The sequence below is a fragment of the Candidatus Neomarinimicrobiota bacterium genome (assembly GCA_041154365.1).
Taxonomy (GTDB): domain Bacteria; phylum Fidelibacterota; class Fidelibacteria; order Fidelibacterales; family Fidelibacteraceae; genus Fidelibacter; species Fidelibacter multiformis.
In genome coordinates, this window is record AP035449.1 from 589214 (window position 1) to 607529 (window position 18316).

General features: G+C 46.1%; 16 protein-coding genes. 12 read left to right on the forward strand and 4 right to left on the reverse strand.

Features of this window, described 5'->3' with window-relative positions; genetic code table 11:
• The first annotated feature begins 48 nt into the window (after positions 1 to 48).
• Together mqnE and strainIA91_RS02510 are read left to right on the forward strand one after the other, a co-directional pair.
• The gene (mqnE, locus tag strainIA91_RS02505) at positions 49 to 1161 is read left to right on the forward strand and encodes an aminofutalosine synthase MqnE (RefSeq protein ID WP_400167524.1); all 1113 of its coding nucleotides are present in this window, start codon (positions 49 to 51) and stop codon (positions 1159 to 1161) included.
• Positions 1158 to 1961, forward strand: coding sequence for a menaquinone biosynthetic enzyme MqnA/MqnD family protein (locus tag strainIA91_RS02510; RefSeq protein WP_400167525.1), 804 nt, complete (start codon positions 1158 to 1160; stop codon positions 1959 to 1961). Before mqnE ends, strainIA91_RS02510 begins: the two co-directional genes overlap by 4 nt.
• On the opposite strand, the gene strainIA91_RS02515 is transcribed toward strainIA91_RS02510, so the two are convergent.
• From strainIA91_RS02515 to strainIA91_RS02530, 4 genes are read right to left on the reverse strand one after another with little or no spacing between them, the layout of a single operon-like run.
• Complete coding sequence (locus strainIA91_RS02515) at positions 1946 to 2740, reverse strand: slipin family protein (RefSeq protein WP_400167526.1); 795 nt, start codon at positions 2738 to 2740, stop codon at positions 1946 to 1948. The genes strainIA91_RS02510 and strainIA91_RS02515 overlap by 16 nt on opposite strands.
• Before the next feature lie 9 nt (positions 2741 to 2749).
• Positions 2750 to 4051 (reverse strand): NfeD family protein, encoded by a 1302-nt coding sequence (locus tag strainIA91_RS02520; RefSeq protein ID WP_400167527.1) that lies wholly within the window; start codon positions 4049 to 4051, stop codon positions 2750 to 2752.
• Position 4052: 1 nt separating this feature from the next.
• Positions 4053 to 5036: an NAD-dependent epimerase/dehydratase family protein gene (locus strainIA91_RS02525; protein WP_400167528.1), complete on the reverse strand. Its 984-nt coding sequence runs from the start codon at positions 5034 to 5036 to the stop codon at positions 4053 to 4055.
• Positions 5033 to 6178: a GNAT family N-acetyltransferase gene (locus tag strainIA91_RS02530; protein WP_400167529.1), complete on the reverse strand. Its 1146-nt coding sequence runs from the start codon at positions 6176 to 6178 to the stop codon at positions 5033 to 5035. Before strainIA91_RS02530 ends, strainIA91_RS02525 begins: the two co-directional genes overlap by 4 nt.
• A 98-nt stretch (positions 6179 to 6276) precedes the next feature.
• On the opposite strand from strainIA91_RS02530, the gene strainIA91_RS02535 reads away from it, so the two are divergent.
• The 10 genes from strainIA91_RS02535 to arcC all read left to right on the forward strand — a co-directional run bounded on the left by strainIA91_RS02535 (position 6277) and on the right by arcC (position 18313).
• The gene (locus strainIA91_RS02535; protein WP_400167530.1) at positions 6277 to 7527 is read left to right on the forward strand and encodes an exo-beta-N-acetylmuramidase NamZ domain-containing protein; all 1251 of its coding nucleotides are present in this window, start codon (positions 6277 to 6279) and stop codon (positions 7525 to 7527) included.
• Between the two features lie 60 nt (positions 7528 to 7587).
• Positions 7588 to 8130 (forward strand): hypothetical protein, encoded by a 543-nt coding sequence (locus strainIA91_RS02540; protein ID WP_400167531.1) that lies wholly within the window; start codon positions 7588 to 7590, stop codon positions 8128 to 8130.
• Positions 8131 to 8183: 53 nt separating this feature from the next.
• Positions 8184 to 9209: a hypothetical protein gene (locus strainIA91_RS02545; protein ID WP_400167532.1), complete on the forward strand. Its 1026-nt coding sequence runs from the start codon at positions 8184 to 8186 to the stop codon at positions 9207 to 9209.
• A 41-nt stretch (positions 9210 to 9250) separates the two neighbouring features.
• Positions 9251 to 10183 carry an N-acetylmuramic acid 6-phosphate etherase gene (murQ, locus tag strainIA91_RS02550; protein WP_400167533.1) on the forward strand — a complete coding sequence of 311 codons (933 nt, stop codon included), beginning with the start codon at positions 9251 to 9253 and terminating at the stop codon, positions 10181 to 10183.
• Between the two features lie 121 nt (positions 10184 to 10304).
• Entirely contained in the window at positions 10305 to 11273 is a 969-nt protein-coding gene (rfaD, locus tag strainIA91_RS02555) for an ADP-glyceromanno-heptose 6-epimerase (protein ID WP_400167534.1), read from the forward strand.
• Positions 11270 to 12529, forward strand: coding sequence for a diguanylate cyclase (locus tag strainIA91_RS02560; protein ID WP_400167535.1), 1260 nt, complete (start codon positions 11270 to 11272; stop codon positions 12527 to 12529). The genes rfaD and strainIA91_RS02560 overlap by 4 nt, the downstream gene beginning before the upstream one ends.
• Positions 12530 to 12534: 5 nt before the next feature.
• On the forward strand, positions 12535 to 13524 hold the full coding sequence (gene dusB / locus strainIA91_RS02565) for a tRNA dihydrouridine synthase DusB (protein ID WP_400167536.1): 990 nt from the start codon (positions 12535 to 12537) through the stop codon (positions 13522 to 13524).
• Positions 13525 to 13644: 120 nt separating this feature from the next.
• Entirely contained in the window at positions 13645 to 16044 is a 2400-nt protein-coding gene (lon, locus tag strainIA91_RS02570; protein ID WP_400167537.1) for an endopeptidase La, read from the forward strand.
• A gap of 2 nt (positions 16045 to 16046) precedes the next feature.
• Positions 16047 to 17366, forward strand: a complete 1320-nt coding sequence (locus strainIA91_RS02575; RefSeq protein ID WP_400167538.1) for a cyclic 2,3-diphosphoglycerate synthase — start codon at positions 16047 to 16049, stop codon at positions 17364 to 17366.
• On the forward strand, positions 17363 to 18313 hold the full coding sequence (gene arcC, locus strainIA91_RS02580) for a carbamate kinase (RefSeq protein WP_400167539.1): 951 nt from the start codon (positions 17363 to 17365) through the stop codon (positions 18311 to 18313). The genes strainIA91_RS02575 and arcC overlap by 4 nt, the downstream gene beginning before the upstream one ends.
• Positions 18314 to 18316: the final 3 nt, after the last annotated feature.

Sequence of the window (18316 nt, forward strand, 5' to 3'; positions counted from 1 at the left end):
GTCATGAATGATGTAAATTCTTGCAGTGAAAGAAAATAAAGGTTTTGGATGATACAGGCGCTTACAGCTGAACAGGAAATCATATTTAAAGGGTATGAATCCCTTGCGGAAAAGGTTTTAACAGGTCAGCGACTCTTTTTTGAAGAAGGTGTATCTCTCTTTCGGAATATATCCCTCCCTGCTGTTGGTTATCTTGCCAATATACGCCGGGAAGCAGTCTCCAACCATAAAGCCTATTATATCCGGAATCAGGTGATTAATTATTCCAATATATGTATAAACCGATGCTCATTTTGCGCTTTTCACCGAAAACGGGACACAAACGGGGCCTATACTCTTACATTGGCGGATATTGAAAAAAAAGTGCGGGACCATCTCCATGAGCCAATAAGTGAAATTCATGTGGTGGGCGGACTTCATCCGGATTTGCCCTTCAGTTACTATGTTGACATGGTTCGACTGCTAAAATCATTACGTCCCCAGGCTGTACTGAAAATGTATGATGCCGTAGAAATTGACTATTTTTCCCGGATTTCCGGTAAAAGCGTGGAACGGGTCCTTGAGGATTTGATGGAAGCCGGACTGCAGGCACTGCCGGGAGGTGGAGCTGAACTCTTTGCCCCCCGGGTGAGGAAAATACTTTGCCCTGAAAAAATTTCCGCTGAACGCTGGCTTAACATCACAAAAATTGCTCATCGCATGGGTCTGAAAAGTAATGCCACCATGTTATACGGCCATGTGGAAACGCCGGAAGAACGGGTGGATCACATGGTACGGATACGGGAACTACAGGATGAAACAGGAGGTATCCTTAATTTTATCCCCTTACCATACCAGCCTTTGAATAATGCCCTGAAAGGAAAAAGGACCTTTGCCGGGGATGACCTGAAAGTTCAGGCTGTGAGTCGCTTGATGCTGGATAATATCCCACATGTCAAGGCTTTTTGGATTTATCTGACACCGCCGGTAGCCCAGATTGCCCTGAATTTTGGTGCCGATGATATTGACGGGACGGTGATTGAAGAACATGTAGCCCATGAAGCCGGAGCAGAAACCCGGTCCGCCATGACGGTCAATGAATTGAAAAAACTGATCCGTTCAGCCGGATATACTCCTGTGGAAAGAGATACTTTTTTCCGGGAAATCAGAGAAGATCGATGAAAACACTTCATTTTGGAGGTATTGATTTTATCAATGCCTATCCCTTGGTCCGGACACTGCCGCCTGACAGGAATTCAAACGTGAAAGTTGAGCTGACCCTGGCAGAGCCCTCACAGCTGTATGAAAAGCTGCTTCAACATGCGCTGGATGTAGCCATGATTCCTACATATTCATTTTTTGAAAATGCTTTGCCTGCGATGTCCGGAAACTATGTCATTGCCAGCGATGGACCTGTCCGCTCTGTGTGTCTGTACAGTCAGAAACAACTGGAAGACGGTGCCTTGATTGCCCTGGATGCCAAAAGCCGCACCTCTGTCCGCATGCTTAAAATCCTTTTGAATGAAACAGGGTATCAGCATATCCGTTATGTATCCCTGCCTTTTGAAGCCATGCTTTTACGTAAAGATATTGACGCTTTTTTATTGATCGGGGATGATAATTTCCAGGCTGGTATCCCGGATCTGCCCCTCTGCATCGACCTGGGCAAATGGTGGAAAGAAACCTTTGACACACCCTTTATCTATGCTGTTATTGCGGCGTTTGAAAAAGAAAATTTGGTGCAGGTCCATCCCTGGTTGCATGAAAATTATAAGTTCTGGGAAAAAAATCGGACGGCATTTGTCAATACCTGGTGCTGTAAATTGAATATTCCTGAACCTGAATTATTGCACTATCTGACAAAAAATATCCTTCATACACTAAACCCCGGTCAGGTTGAATCCGGGGTTCAGTTGTTTCAGGAATTATGCGTAAAATACGGACTTTTACGCCGTATAAATTCTTATCAGGTCTTTTTCTGAGTATCTTTCGGCTGCCCTTTTTCAATATAGCGTTTAAATGGTTCAAAGATATCCAGAGGGATGGGGAAGACGGTGGTCGTATTGTTCTCGCTGGAAATTTCTATCAGTGTTTGTAAATATCGCAACTGTATGGCTGATGGATGTACGTCAATAATTTCCGCCGCATCGCTGAGTTTCTGGGCTGCCTGAAATTCTCCTTCGGCGGCAATGATTTTTGCCCGCCGTTCACGCTCGGCCTCGGCCTGCTTGGCCATGGAACGCTGCATCTCAACGGGTAAATCAACATGTTTGATTTCTACATTGGCCACCTTTACTCCCCAGGGATCGGTCTGACGGTCAATGATCTCCTGAAGGGAATGGTTGATTTTATCCCGGTCTGACAGCAGTTCGTCCAGTTCACTCTGACCCAGAATGGACCGGAGTGTTGTCTGCGAAAGCTGGGATGTGGCAAAGTAATAATCCTCTACCTGAACCACGGCTTTTTCCGGACTCAGAACCCTGAAATAAATCACCGCATTTACCTTGACGGATACATTGTCTTTCGTGATAATATCCTGCTCGGGCACATCCATAACCACGGTTCTCAAAGAGACTTTCACCAGTTTATCCACAAATGGAATGACAATGATCAGGCCCGGGCCCTTGGTTTTGATTAAACGTCCCAAACGAAAAATAACTCCCCGTTCATACTCTTTCAGGATATGAATCGCCGAGGATAAAAATAAAACAACGATAATCCCAACCGTTAAGACGGGAAAGAAGGATGGAGAAAACATCATAAGCCTCCTTTAGACTTTTTTAACTTTTAAAATCATATTATGGACGTCGATAACTTCGATGGACGTCCCTTTTGGAAGGGGCTCATCCGAGACGGCTTTCCATATTTCACCATTCACAAAAACAGTCCCTCCCAAAGAAGTAATTTCTGTTTCGGCTGTGCCCTTCAGACCGGTGAGTCCTTCAAATCCGGTCATGGGGCGGTTTTTCATGGCTTTTATCACCAGGCGCACCACCACGATGATAAACAGGGCCGTTAGGATGACGACAGGATAAATAATTCCCTTTGATATCTGAATCAGAGGATCAGGGGAATCAATCAGCATGGTTGATCCGATGAGCATTGCCGCAAGTCCTCCTATGGTTAATAATCCAAAACTGACAATATTCACTTCCAGAATCAACAGGATGATCCCGAAAAGAATCAGGGCAATTCCTGCATAATTCACCGGAAGCATCTGAAAGGAAAAAAAGGCGATGAGTAGAAAAAGTACTCCCAGGGCACCTGGGAAAACCGATCCGGGATGGGTGATTTCAAAAAAGAGTCCGTAAAAACCCAGCATAAGAAAAATATAGGCGATATTTGGATTGCTGAAGACATCCAGCAGGCGGTCTGTCCAGGACATCTCACGGTGTATCACTTGTTGATCCGGCAGATTCTCAGGGAGTGTAACGGGTTTTCCACTAATCTGAAAGGTTTTCCCCCCGAGGATATTCAGGAGGGATGTAAGGTCTGTGGCGATGGTATCTACGACATGCAAGGCGACGGCTTCATTGGCAGTAATGGAGACGGATTTTCTGACGGCATCCTCCGCCCAGTTTGCATTGCGGCCAGTCTTTTCTGCCAGTGAACGAATGTACGATACTGCATCATTCTCAGTCTTTTCGCCCATGATATTCAGGCTGTCCTGACTTTGCCCGCCGAATATACCGCCTCCGCCTCCAGCCGGTACCGGATGAGCGGCACCGATGTTGGTCCCAGGCGCCATGGCGGCATAATGGGAGGCCAGGGTGATAAATACACCGGCTGACGCGGCTTGTGCCCCTGAAGGGGAAATATAAACGATAAAGGGGATCGGTGAATTGAACTCTGTTTTGATGATATCTTTCATGGCCGTCATCAAGCCGCCCGGTGTATCCATTTCAAGAATAAAGCAGACAGCTGAATCTTTCACGGCCAGTTCCAGACTGTTCTCAATATATCGGGATGACGCAGGATTAATAATGCCGTCCAGACGGACATTGTATATGACTCCGCCATGGAGAAGAAAGGGCAGACATAAGCTTGCAAAAAAAACCGTGATCTTTTTCATGTTATAACCATTGATGACGCCTATACCAATTGTAGGTATCTCTGAGCCCAATCTCCAGAGGATATTTGATGCGGTATTCCAGGAAACTCAGAATTTTTTCACTTTTGCAACACCAGGCAGCTTGCTTTAATTCCCTGTATTTGCTCATATTCACCAGGGGTGCTTTTCCCCTAAGGGTGCCGGCTAAACCAGAAAGATAAGCAGTGCTCCCCATCATGAAACGGGTGATCGGTACGGGAATAGCCCGTCTTTCCATCATTGTCTCCAATTGGGTGAACAGATCCTTTAAAGGATGAATATCCGTCCCATCGTTGACAAAGAAAATTTCATCATGACTCAGACGGGGATTTAAAAGGAGTCCGGTGATCATAGAACACAAATCCGTCACATGAATTAAAGACAGTTCCTGAATGCCATGATGTACAACAGGTTTTATCCGGTGGTGAATCATGTGGAATATTTTAAAGAAACTGCGATCCCCGGGGCCGTATACAACCGGGGGACGGATGATGACCTTTTGAAAATCCCCGGTTGAAAAGAGTAAACGGCTTTCTGCCATAAGTTTGGATTTTCCATAATCACTTACGGGATTTGCCGGCTGGTATTCCGAGAGAGGGTGCCCTGGTTTGGATGGACCGGCTGCTGCCAAAGAACTGATAAATATAAATTGCCGGATTCGGGGAATGCGGGACGCCGCTTCCGCCAATATCTGGGTTGGTTCACTGTTATACCTGATATAACGGTACAGGCTGGTCTCACTGATAGATCCGGCCAGGTGAATGATTGCATCACATGCTTTCAGTTTCTGCTCCCACGATGAAGGCTCCCGGATATCACCCCGGATCAGGGAAAGGTTAGGATGAGAGGGACCGTTATAATTCCGGTGATGCATTAATAGGGTCACATCGTACCCCTGCTCCAGCAAAAGTGCAGTCAGTTGCCGGCCGATAAAACCGGTTCCTCCCGTGACGAAAATTCGGCTCATACTCCTATCTTCCGTTCGTAAATCCTGTAAGTTTTATATCGTTCTGCGCCCAGGGATGCAATGATATGGTTCATAACGGTATTACTTTCGAGAATCCAGGACATTTCACCCCATTTTACACCGTCCTTGATGGCCTGTTCATATAGCATATAATACATCAGGCTGTCAATCCCGAAATGTCTGAATTCCTCCAGCACCCCCATAATAAACACACGGTATGATTCAAATTTATTCTTGTGACGGATCATCATCCGGATGGTCCGTGGCGATAAAAGACGACCGTTCAGATGAATCAGCTGTTCGTTGACATTCGGCAGGCAAATGGCCGTTCCAACAGCTTGTCCGTTGATTTCAGCAATCCATAAATAATCGGGATTGGCAATTTTCAACAGATCCCGTATCGTTTTTTTGGATTCTTCCGGTGTGAGGGGTACGGCACCCCAGTTTTTATCCCAGGCCTGATTGTAGATGGTAATGATCTTTTCTGCTTCTTTTTGAATATGCTTGATATCAATCTTCCGGACAACCAGTCCCGGCATGGTCCGGGCCAGTAATGCCACATCCTGAACTCTTTTCGGAGGTTTCTCTTCAAGATTGGTTTTCCACGCATATAAATCCTGGATCTTTTTAAATCCCGATCCTTCAAATAAACGAATATAATATTTGGGATTATAGGTCATTTCAAAAACCGGTGGCTGGTTAAATCCCTGAACCAGTAACCCCACATTGTGATTAACTGAAAAGTTTTCAGGTCCCCATATCCTGTCGCAGCCCTTCTCTTTTAACCATATCTCGGCTGCATTGAAAAGAGCTGCCGCACCGCGAAGACTGTTGATGCATTCAAAAAATCCGATAAAACCGGTTCGGTCATGATGAAACTGGTTGTGGCGGGTATTGGTGTGTGCCGATATCCTTCCGATCACCTGGCGCATCCGATAGGCTAAAAACAACTGGGCTTCAGAATGTCTGAAATAAGGATTCTTCTTTTTGTTAAAGAACTTTTTCTGTTCGGAAATAACCGGCGGAACCCAGTTCGGATCCTTTTTGTAAATTTTCCAGGGGAACATGATGAATTTACGTAACTGCCGTTTCGTTTTTACAGGTACAAGCGTAATGCCCTGATGATCAGGTTGAGTTTTCATGTGTATTCCTTATGAAAATTATCGTGTCATTGTATCATGTAACATGATAAATTTACCTGTGAATGTATGTAAAATAAACAACTAAGGAGTTATTTCACATGAAAAGAACGGTTGTTTTTATATTTTTTCCCCTTATTTTGGCCGGATTTCTACGTTGTACCTCCGACAAGGCCGGACAAACCCAAACGGGTCTGGATATTTTATCAAAAGAGGGATGCACTCTGCTAAAAGGTAAAAATGTGGGTATTGTGACGAACCATACGGCCTACAACAGACAGGGAAACCATATATCAGATATTATTCACGGGATGGAGGATGTGACCCTGACGGCGATTTTTGCACCGGAACATGGATTTCGGGGGACTGCAGAGGCCGGTGAATACATTACCGAAGGGATTGATTCCAAAACGGGAGCCCGGATTTACAGCATTTACGGATCCACCCGGAAACCCACACCGGAGATGTTACAGGATGTGGATGTTCTGGTTTTCGATATACAGGATGTGGGAGCCCGGTTTTATACCTATATCTCTACCATGGGAAATGTGATGGAAGCCGGGGCGGAAAACGGGATACCGGTCTTGATCCTGGATCGGCCCAACCCCCTGGGAGGATGGGTGGAAGGCCCTCTTTTGGATTTGCAGTGGAAATCCTTTGTGGGGATGTATCCCATTCCCATTCGTCATGGACTCACGGTAGGTGAGCTGGCACAGATGATCAAAGGTGAAGGCTGGATCCTTGAAGCAGATGCCCTGGATTTAAAGGTGATCACCATGAAAAACTGGCATCCCAAAATGTTCTGGGAGGAAACCGGATTGACATGGATCGATCCGTCACCCAATATCGGGGGAATGAATCCGGCCACATTGTATCCGGGACTCTGTCTGTTGGAAGCTACAAATGTATCCGAAGGGCGGGGGACAGATCATGCCTTTGAATGGATTGGTGCTGATTTTATCCAGGGTGAGGAACTGGCTGAAGCTCTCAGAGCTTTGAATATTGAAGGACTGACCATCGAGCCGGTGTCATTCACTCCTGTCGATCTGCCCGGTAAGGCTACCAATCCAAAGTTTGAAAATGTGGAAATTGAAGGCATTTCCCTTCAAGTCACTGATCCTGAAATATTTGAATCGGTCACATTTGGTGTAACCTTACTGAATACCCTGAACAAGCTCTATCCGGATGACTTTGAAATATCCCGCCCTGAATGGGCAAACCGTCTTTGGGGAGAGGAATCACTGAATCAGGCGATGACAGGTGATCTTTCCATGGAAAACCTCATGATGGCTGTCCGCCAGGATGTGGAAGATTTCCTCCCTCTGAAAGAAAAGTATTCACTGTATCGGTAAAGCCGATGTTGATTTTATGAGTGAATAAAACTATTTTCATAGAAAAGCATGGAGTCTTTGATGAAAACAACGATCTCCCTCATTCTTACAACGCTTCTCCTGCTCGTCTCCGGGCTCTCTGCCCAGGATGGATATCGGGATATTCCCTGGGGAAGCTCGAAAAATGCAACCCGAAAGATGGCCCTGGAATATTTTGGTGACAATTATTATGAAACAGAATCCAAAATCATTTTTACCGATGATTTTCAGGGGAATGATGCCATCTATACCTTTGTGTTTTCACAGGATTCCCTGCATACAGTTGCCATCCAATCTGAACTGCCTTATCTGCTGACAGATGAAGAAACCTTTTCGGATATGTTCGATAAATCGGAAATGGAAGTGGAAAAATTGATCCGGCGGGTCAGTGCAAAATACGGACAACCCGTCCTTCAGGAAAGGGTGGGGACCGATTTGTTTCTCCGCTGGGAAGTGGATGATACGGAAATCGAACTGTTTGTTGAACGAAGTTATAAGTATAAATTGATTATGACATATCGATGGATTTCCTATTTTGAAACAAAACAGGAAAAACGTCAGCAACAGTACCTGAACGAACTTTAACACCACACTGAACATAAACCCACAACATCATGAAATCATGAAAGGGAATATTTTTGCCTGATGGAATTGGACTGATATCCGGCGGACTCGATTCACTGCTGGCCATGCGCCTGATGATGGAGCAGGATCTGGATCTCCTTGGAATTGTAATAGATACAGGATTTTCTTCCATGTTTGAGGAAGATGGAAAATCTAATGCCTATGCGGATAAACCCTCTATCGCAGAGGTTGCCCGGAATATAGGTTTTCCCCTGGAAATTATCCCGGTGCATGAAGCATACTGGGAGATGATAAAGAATCCCCGGCATGGCTATGGCAAACACATAAATCCCTGCCTGGATTGTCGAATTCTCATGTTGAAAACAGCCACTCGGGTGATGCATGAAAAAAATGCGGCTTTTGTGTTTACCGGTGAAGTGATTGGACAGCGTCCAAAGAGCCAGCTCTCCCACCAGTTGAAAATTTCTGAACGTGAAAGCGGACTGGAAGGACGCCTTTTAAGGCCCTTGTCGGCCAAATGTCTTCCCCCCACGATTCCTGAACAGGAGGGACTGGTAAAGCGGGAGTTGCTGGAAGGTATCAGGGGAAGAAGCCGTAAACGTCAGTTGGAACTGGCGGACCGGTGGGGGCTTGCAGACCTGTCTGTTGCCGGGGGAGCAAACTGTTTTCTCATCGATGCCGGTTATTCTGCAAGGATGAAAGATCTTTTCCGATATAAAGGGAAGGATCATATCACCGGAACCGACCGGGCCCTCTTGCGGGTGGGACGCCATTTCAGGTTATCGAAATCTCTGAAATTTATTGTATCAAGAAATGAAGATGAACATAAACGGCTTCTGGAAATAGCTTCCGGATTGCCGATGTTGGAATGTGCGGATGTTATCGGAGCAGTGGGCGTTTTGTCCGGGACCTTCACGGATGGGGACGTGTTGAGGGCCGGTGAACTTTTAGGGCGCTACAGTAAAGGTCGCAAAAGAGATTCTGTCCAGGTAGCTCTGACACAAAACGGCAATATCCTGAAATCTTTTCACGTATCTCCCGAAAGGGACCGGCAGGTTCTGGACAGTTTATTGATTTAATCCGATATTGGAATATTTATGATAACTCGTAAAATTGCCCGGTGAAACTACAGGGGAGCACTATGGCCATCAGCGACAAACACACGGAAATGCAAAATCTGGCAAGTATGAATATCGATGAGATGAATACCGGCGAAATTCTTCATCTCATAAACAACGAGGATAAAACCGTCCCCCTGGCTGTTGAAAAAGCCATTCCCGAAGTCGGGGAATTTGTGGACAAAGTTGTTGAAAGTTTTCACAAAAAGGGGAAATTATACTATATCGGTGCCGGAACAAGCGGCCGTCTGGGTGTACTGGATGCATCGGAAATTCCACCCACTTATTCAGCTCCCAATTCCCTGGTTCAGGGTATCATGTGTGGTGGACTCGCAGCCCTGGTTACTGCCGTTGAAGGAGCTGAGGATGAATATGACGAAGGCGTTAAAATTGTGGAAGAACGGGGGCTGACAGAAAATGACTGCCTTCTGGGAATTACCACAAGCGGGATGGCATCCTATGTCCATGCTGCCCTGAAGCGTGCCAAGGAAATCGGCGTCACAACGGGACTCCTGGTATGTAATGAATATGAAAAACCCGATTATGTGGATGTGCTGATCAAAACAATCGTAGGACCCGAAGTGATCACCGGTTCGACCCGTATGAAAGCAGGGACTGCCACAAAATTGATTCTGAATATGATTACTACGTCGGCCATGGTGCTGATGCATAAAACCTACGGGAACCTCATGGTGGATCTCATGACCACCAATAAGAAATTGTGGGATCGAGGCGCGCGTATTGTAAGGCATTGTACGGGTATCGACTACGACAAAGCCATGAATCTTTTGATCAAAGCCGGCGGACGGGTCAAGGCAACTCTCGTGATGGCTTCTTTGAATGTCTCCTATGAAGAAGCGGAAAGACGATTAAAAGTGCACGATGGATCTCTTCGGAAAACCCTGGATGAAGAGGGAATTACTTTAAATTTATAAAGTGATGGGTCATCTATATGAAGTATTGAGTTTGAGTGCTGAATTGTGTGTGGAGTTCAGTGTACTCTTAACTCATTAAATTGTGTATATTAACAAATGAGACGATGGACGGATTAACGTAATGAACTATAACGGGAAGAAGTTACTGATTACAGGCGGTGCCGGATTCATCGGTTCAAATCTTGTAAAAACCATTGCCGCTCGTTGGCCTGATGCCGAAATCTGCGTTTTGGATGCTTTTGTGAATGGCCATTTTAAAAACCTAATCGGGTATCAGGGTGAATTGATTGCCGGGGATTTGACGGATGAAAAGATTCTTAAGCAGTTAAAAAACCGGCCTTTTGATGTGATTTTTCATCAGGGGGCTATTACCGATACAACGGTGAGTGACCAGAAAAAGATGATAGAAGTGAACACCAACTCCTTTTCTTTTCTTCTGGATCTTGCCTCCCTCAATCAGGCCACCCTCGTCTATGCCTCAAGTGCCGCTGTCTATGGAAATTCTCCCTCGCCCAACAGGGTGGGAAAAGGAGAAATTCCAGAAAATGTCTACGGGTATTCAAAATATTTGATGGATGAAATGACTCGCCTATATCTGAAAAAATATCCGGATCTTCAGCACAATATTGTCGGACTCCGGTACTTCAATGTCTATGGCCCCGGAGAATATTATAAGGGAAAAATGGCGTCCATGATCCTGCAACTTGCCCTGAAAATGCGAAAAAATATCACGCCACGCCTTTTTAAATTTGGCGATCAGCGGCGGGATTTTGTGTTCGTGGACGATATTGTTCAGGCGAATCTGAAAGCGGCTACGGCAGGTGTCAGTGGGATTTTCAATGCCGGTTCGGGTGTTTCAAGGACCTTTAACGACATTGTAGCTATTCTGAACGAAGCCCTTGGAACGGATCATTACATTGAATATTTTGACAATCCCTATGCGTTTTATCAGAATAATACCTGTGCGGATATACAGGAATCCCGGGATAAATTAGGCTATTCTCCCAATTATACACTGGAAAAGGGGATTCAAAAAACTGTAGATTGGATTCAATCTTCAATGAAGGATGCTGATCCCATAAGCGAATGACCAACATCAGTGAAAAACGTCTCATCTGGATATTAAGTGATCAGGAAGACCTGATTGCCTTTCTCCGCGAGGATTTAATAACGGAAACAATTCAGGTAAAAAGCTATTCACCGCATGATATACAGGAAATAAAAAATGAAATACTCCATTATCCTCCGGATTTAATGATCAGTTGTCATCACAAGCTGACGGATATTCTCCCCCTGGCAAACCGTGAGAAGATCCCCCTGATGATACTGGTACCGGAACATGAATCATCTGTCCTGGAAGCCTATAACCATTTCCCCGTTGTGAAAATCCTTGAAATGTCCCATCCTTTTCAGCCGATTCGACCAGTAGTGTCGGAATTTTTTAACGATCTGAGGAATCATGCCAGGAGCAAAATATTATTCATTCTTCCCGACGAAACAGAACGGAATATCTTTCGAAATATTAGCCAGATATACAAATATGGAGCAACCTTTATCGAAACCTATGCCAGGGCAGAGGAGCTTCTGGAGACCAAACCCTATGATTTGGTGGTTGTTAATGTGGACAATCCGGATGAAGATTCAGAATTGCTTCTCAGCAATATCCGGAGCAAAGATGCCAATCTGCCAATCTTAGCCCTCTCTGCAGGGCATAGACGGGTTATGTTCCACAGGCTTTATGATCTGGGTGTGAATGATTTTCTTCACATTCCCTTTGATATCGATGAACTTACCCTCAAAATCTCCGGTTTGCTCCGAACCGTCCTTTCCATGAAAGCGATCAAGAAGTTATCGGAAGTAGATTACCTGACACAGTTGTTGAACCGCCGGAGTTTTTATGATCAGATCATGCCTTATATCAACCTTTCCCGGCGTCAGAATTTGCCCTTTTCCATCATCATGACGGATATTGATCATTTTAAACGGATCAATGATACCTTCGGTCATGATACGGGTGATAAAATTTTAATCGAAAGCGCAAAAATAATGCGGAATAATCTTCGTAATTATGATATCCTGGCCCGGTTTGGCGGCGAAGAGTTTGTCATTTTTATATCCAATGTGAATGAAATCAATGCCATGTATGTGGGAGAAAAGCTTCGAAAAGGCTTCAAGGATGCATTGAATGACCGCTTGGATAAACCCATTACCATGAGTCTGGGTGTTTCAACCTGGGCTGGGGGCGAAGTGGATATCGATAAGCTGATTCAGCAGGCCGACAAAGCCCTGTATGTTTCCAAAAACAGCGGCAGAAATCGCGTCACGCATTTCAGGAATCTTCTCTGATTAATATGCAATTCCTTTTAGAAAAACTTAAAATCGGGGTCCCTCTTTTTCTTGCCCCCATGGCCGGTGTTACGGATATGCCTTTTCGGCAGATCTGCCGTGATTTTGGTGCCGAAATCAGCTACTCCGAATTTGTCAGTTCGGAAGGCGTTATCCGAAATAATCTGAAAACCCTTCGTTATATGACATTTCAAGAGAATGAACGGCCTGTAGGAATTCAGATTTTCGGTCATGATCCAAAGGTTTTGGCGGATGCAGCCACTTTTATTGAAAAAACGTTTCATCCCGATCTCATCGATTTGAATTTCGGTTGTCCCGTCCCCAAAGTGGTTAAAAAGGGAGCCGGAAGTGCCCTGTTGAAAGACCTGGAAAGGCTTCGGGATATTGCCTCAGCCGTTTCATCATCTGTAACGATACCGGTGACGGCAAAAATACGTTCCGGATGGGATGATAACCATGTGGTGATTCCTCACATTGCTCCGGTTTTGGAAGAGAGCGGCATTCAGCTGGTCACTCTCCATCCCCGGACAACACTCATGCGGTATAAAGGCCGGGCGGACTGGTCCCTGATCCGGCGGCTGAAAGAAAATACCCGGCTGCCTGTCATCGGAAACGGGGATATCCGTACCGCCGGTGATGCCCTGCGAATGATGGATGAAACGGGGTGCGACGGTGTGATGGTCGGCAGGGGCGCTTTGGGAAATCCCTGGTTGCTCAGACAAATTAAAGCCGCCCTGACCGGAACAGCTATCCCGGAGAATCCTTCTCCCAAAGAAAAAATGGATCTTATGAGTCAGCATTTCAGGGAAGTGGTAAGATTTTACGGCACGGAACAGGGCTATAAAGTTTTCAAGTCCCATATCGCCTGGTATACTACAGGACTTCCCCATGGATCCGCCTTCAGACAAAAAGCCAATATGTGCCGGTCAGTCCACGAAATGGAAACGGTGATCGCCACTTATCAAACCCTGTTGAAAGAGCTTTCTGAAGGCTAATTTGCTTGAAAGAACCCCCAGTTTTCTCTAACTTCCCATCTCTGAGAGAGAGTATGCATGCAGATGCGGGAAATAAATAAAAAAGCTCACCCATTTACCATATTTTGGAAAAAATAACGTATGCCATCACCTAAAAAAAAACGTAAATCTCCTGATGGATCTGATCAGATAAAATTGCTGGCTATTGATGGAAATGTCCCCTTCCCAAATATCATTTTTCCCGTCGTTGTCCGGGAGGAACGCCATCTTCAATTGATTCAGGAAGCCATCACGTCAGATCGTATAGTGGGAGTTTTTGCCCGGAAAAATCCCGATGATTTGCTGGATGAATCCAACGATCTGTTTGAAGTGGGTGTGGCCTGTCTGATCCTGAAAATGTTTCAGAGCCCCGACGGTTCCATGCGTGTTTTACTTCGGGGGCTCCATCGTATCACTCTGGATAAAATTATAAAGGAAGAACCTTATCCTGTAGCCAGGGTTCATTCCCTGGTTGAAACAGCCGGTGATTCATTGAAAACTGAAGCCCTTACCCGGGCAATTGCAGACCTTTTCCAGCAAATACTGGCCCTTTCACCGGTGCTTCCGGAAGAAATACAGGAAATTGTTTTTTCCATTGAGGATCCATCCAAACTCAGTGATTTGGTCACCTCTGCTTTGAATTTGAAAGTCTCTGAAAAACAACAGATTCTGGAAGAAAACCGTATCACTGAACGATTGACAATTTTGGTCAGGCTGTTGAAGAAAGAGCTGAAACTGATCGAGTTAAATGCCAAAATTCACGACCGGGTCAGTTCTTCCCTGAATCAAACCCAGCGAGAGTATTATCTTCGCGAACAAATGAAAGCCATACAGAATGAACTGGGAGAAGATGAAGAATCCAATCCGGAACTTCTTGAAATCCACCGGAAGATGGATAGTCTGCCCCTCTCGCAGGAAGCCCGGGATGCCGCCGAAAAGGAATTGGAACGGTTGAAACTGATGCATCCCTCTTCATCAGAGTATTCCGTTGGGAGGAATTATCTGGACTGGTTATTGAGTCTTCCCTGGGGGAAAAAAACCGATGCCTTGCTGGAACTGAAAAAAGCAGCCGCTATTTTGGATAAGGACCATTACGGCCTGGAAGATGTTAAAAACCGGATATTGGAATTTCTGGCTGTCCTCTCTTTAAATAAGGAGGCCAAAAGTCCCATTCTGTGTTTTGTCGGGCCTCCCGGAGTGGGCAAAACCTCTCTGGGACAATCCATTGCCAGGGCCATGGGACGGAAATTCATCCGTTTCTCTCTGGGGGGCATGCACGATGAAGCTGAAATTCGGGGTCATCGCAAAACCTATATTGGTGCCATGCCCGGGCGTATTATCCAATATATCCGGAAAATCGGAGTAAAAAATCCTCTGATCATGCTGGATGAGGTGGATAAGGTTGGACAGGATTTCCGGGGCGATCCATCCAGCGCCCTCCTGGAAGTTTTGGATCCGGAACAAAATTTTGATTTCAGGGATAATTACCTGGAAGTCAGCTTCGATTTGTCCAATGTATTCTTCATTGCAACTGCCAATCAGGAATTTACCATTCCTGATGCCTTGCTGGACAGGATGGAAATTATCCACCTTCCCGGCTATATTACACCGGAAAAAATCCAGATTGCCAAACGGTTCCTGGTTCCCAGACAGGTAAAAAGCGCCGGTTTGAAAAGCGCACACATTCGTTTTACGGCTAAAGCCCTGGAAAACATCATTGAAAATTATACCATGGAAGCAGGAGTCCGCAAGCTGGAACAGCACATCAGCCAGATTTGCCGGAAAGTTGCCCGGAAAATTGCCGAAGAGCCTGAAACCCCCCGGGTAAATATTTCTACCCGTAACCTGGAAACATATCTGGGACCTCCCCGGGTTTTTAAAGAGGAGGTGCCTCACCGGGATATGATGGGCGTTGCCGTTGGATTGGCTTACACCGAATCCGGAGGGGATGTCTTACCTGTGGAAGCCACACTCATGAAGGGGACAGGCAGCCAGAAGATGACGGGACAATTAGGGGATGTGATGAAAGAATCGGTCAGCACGGCGATCTCTTTTCTCAGGGCCAATGCGGATGTATACGGCATCAAAACAAATCGTTTCCTGGATTATGACATTCATCTCCATTTTCCCGCTGCGGCAATCCCTAAAGACGGTCCATCCGCCGGTGTGACCGTTACAACCGCTGTTTTGTCCGTCTTGTTACAAAAGAAAATCCGTCATGATGTGGCCATGACCGGTGAAATCTCCCTCCGTGGAAGAATCCTCCCGGTAGGAGGAATCCGGGAAAAAGTTACAGCCGCACGGCGGGCAGGTATCCGGCAGGTGATTCTACCGGCCGCCAATAAAGGCGATGTGGTACGTGTACCGGATGAAGTGAAAAACGGAATGACCTTTTTCTACGTATCCCGTTATGAGGATATTGAGTCCCTGGTGTTTCACGGAGGAATCAGAAAAGTAAAAAAAGCAAAAAATAAAACGTCAAAAGAACAAAAAGAGAGGTAAGCATGAAACAACGAATAAGAGTCCTGATTATGGGTGCAGCCGGAAGGGATTTTCACAATTTCAACACCTATTACCGGGATAATGAGGACTATGAAGTGGTGGCCTTCACAGCGACTCAGATTCCCGATATCGATGGAAGAAAATATCCTGCGGAACTGGCAGGACACCTGTATCCTGATGGGATTCCCATTTATGATGAAGCCGATCTGGTGGATTTGATTCATAAACATAAAATTGATATTGTCAACTTTGCGTACAGTGATATATCCCATGAGAATGTTATGCACAAAGCATCCCGGGTGAATGCAGCAGGAGCGGATTTTATCCTCCTGGGGGGCAATAAAACCATGGTTGAATCTTCAAAACCGGTGATTGCCATCACAGCCATTCGGACCGGATGCGGTAAGTCCCAGACAACCCGCCGGGTCATTAAAGCCCTGCAGGAAATGGGGAAAAAAGTGGTTTCAATCCGTCATCCCATGCCCTATGGGGATCTGGTGAAACAGTCCGTCCAACGTTTTGCGGAACTGGACGATCTTAAACGGCATGATTGTACGATTGAAGAGATGGAAGAGTATGAACCCCATATCGCCATGGGTAGTGTGATTTATGCCGGTGTGGATTATGAGAAAATTCTGAGGGAAGCAGAAAAAGAGGCGGATGTAATCCTCTGGGATGGTGGAAACAATGACACCTCTTTTTATAAGGCAGATCTGACCATTACGGTTGTGGATCCTCACAGACCGGGACATGAAACCACCTACTATCCGGGAGAAACAAACCTCCGCCTGGCGGATATTGTCGTAATCAATAAAATTGAAACCGCCAATCCGGAAGATGTGGAAACAGTCCGTCAAACCGTTCGCGAGATCAATCCCCATGCACGTATTGTCGATGCGGCCTCCCCGATTTTTGTGGAAGACGGTGAACTCATCAAAGGGAAACGGGCACTGGTTGTGGAAGACGGCCCAACCCTGACCCATGGTGAAATGCAGTATGGCGCCGGCATGGTGGCAGCGGAAAAGTACGGAGCTTCTGAAGCGGTGGATCCCCGTCCCTTTACTGTGGGAAGCATCACCAAAACCTTTGAAAAATATCCCGATATCGGCATTCTTCTTCCGGCTATGGGTTATGGAGAACAGCAAATGAGGGATCTGGAAAAAACCATTGCCAAAACAGAGTGTGATGTGGTGATAATCGGAACCCCGATTGATCTGCGCCGGGTAATCAAAATCAAACAACCGTCTGTCCGGGTCACCTATGAGCTCCAGGAAATCGGCGAACCGACATTGAAAGATCTGCTCAGGGATTTTATCCGTTGAGGCGATCCGGTAAAACAGCAGTTATTGCCCTCGGGGGGAACGCCATATCCCCCGGGGGTAAAAGCAATATTCATGAGGAGTTTGCCAATACCCGGAAATCCATGGATTTAATGCTGACTTTTATCCGGAACGGGTACCGGCTGGTCATTTCCCATGGAAACGGTCCACAGGTAGGGAATGCTCTGCAGCGTGTGGAGCTGGCCCGGGGCATTGTTCCGGAAACTCCCCTGGGGGTGCTTGTGGCCGACACACAGGGAAGTATCGGCTATATGATTGAACAATCCCTGCAAAATAAGCTTCACGATGCCGGTATGAAAAAGGAAGTTGTCACCGTCATCACGCAGGTTCTTATCGATAAGGATGATCCGGCTTGTACAAACCCCACCAAATTTATCGGACAATTTTTCACAGAGAAAGATATTCAGCCTTTGATAAAGAAACATGGCTGGAAAGTCCGCTATGTAGATGGAAAAGGGTGGCGACGTGTAGTACCGTCACCCCAACCTGTAAAGGTCATCAATTCCCGCCTTATCCGTCATCTGATTGATGGCGGAGCTATTGTAATTGCCGCCGGTGGTGGAGGCATTCCTGTGTATTATGATGAAAAGGGACATCTGGAAGGTTTCGATGCCGTGATTGACAAAGATCTGGCCAGTGCAGTCCTGGCTGATGAAATCAAAGCCGACGAACTGTTTATACTCACAGGTGTGGATCAGGTTGCTCTTCATTTCGGAACGCCTCAGGAGACTTATCTTTCACAGATTACCCTTTCTGAAGCCAGGACATTTGATGAGGAAGGACATTTTCCTCCCGGATCCATGGGCCCCAAAATCCATGGGGCGATACACTTTCTGGAGCGGGGTGGAAAGTCGGTGACCATCACGTCTCTGGACCGGATTGATGATGCCTTGCATGGTCTAACCGGAACACGCATCGTCCCCGACTGAGAG

Coding starts and splice junctions, on each gene's coding strand:
- strainIA91_RS02510 (WP_400167525.1), top strand. CDS start 1,158: ATGAAAACACTTCATTTTGGAGGTATTGATTTTATCAATGCCTATCCC.
- strainIA91_RS02525 (WP_400167528.1), bottom strand. CDS start 5,036: ATGAGCCGAATTTTCGTCACGGGAGGAACCGGTTTTATCGGCCGGCAA.
- rfaD (WP_400167534.1), top strand. CDS start 10,305: ATGAACTATAACGGGAAGAAGTTACTGATTACAGGCGGTGCCGGATTC.
- strainIA91_RS02575 (WP_400167538.1), top strand. CDS start 16,047: ATGAAACAACGAATAAGAGTCCTGATTATGGGTGCAGCCGGAAGGGAT.
- lon (WP_400167537.1), top strand. CDS start 13,645: ATGCCATCACCTAAAAAAAAACGTAAATCTCCTGATGGATCTGATCAG.
- strainIA91_RS02540 (WP_400167531.1), top strand. CDS start 7,588: ATGAAAACAACGATCTCCCTCATTCTTACAACGCTTCTCCTGCTCGTC.
- strainIA91_RS02515 (WP_400167526.1), bottom strand. CDS start 2,740: ATGATGTTTTCTCCATCCTTCTTTCCCGTCTTAACGGTTGGGATTATC.
- strainIA91_RS02520 (WP_400167527.1), bottom strand. CDS start 4,051: ATGAAAAAGATCACGGTTTTTTTTGCAAGCTTATGTCTGCCCTTTCTT.
- dusB (WP_400167536.1), top strand. CDS start 12,535: ATGCAATTCCTTTTAGAAAAACTTAAAATCGGGGTCCCTCTTTTTCTT.
- strainIA91_RS02530 (WP_400167529.1), bottom strand. CDS start 6,178: ATGAAAACTCAACCTGATCATCAGGGCATTACGCTTGTACCTGTAAAA.
- strainIA91_RS02560 (WP_400167535.1), top strand. CDS start 11,270: ATGACCAACATCAGTGAAAAACGTCTCATCTGGATATTAAGTGATCAG.
- strainIA91_RS02535 (WP_400167530.1), top strand. CDS start 6,277: ATGAAAAGAACGGTTGTTTTTATATTTTTTCCCCTTATTTTGGCCGGA.
- mqnE (WP_400167524.1), top strand. CDS start 49: ATGATACAGGCGCTTACAGCTGAACAGGAAATCATATTTAAAGGGTAT.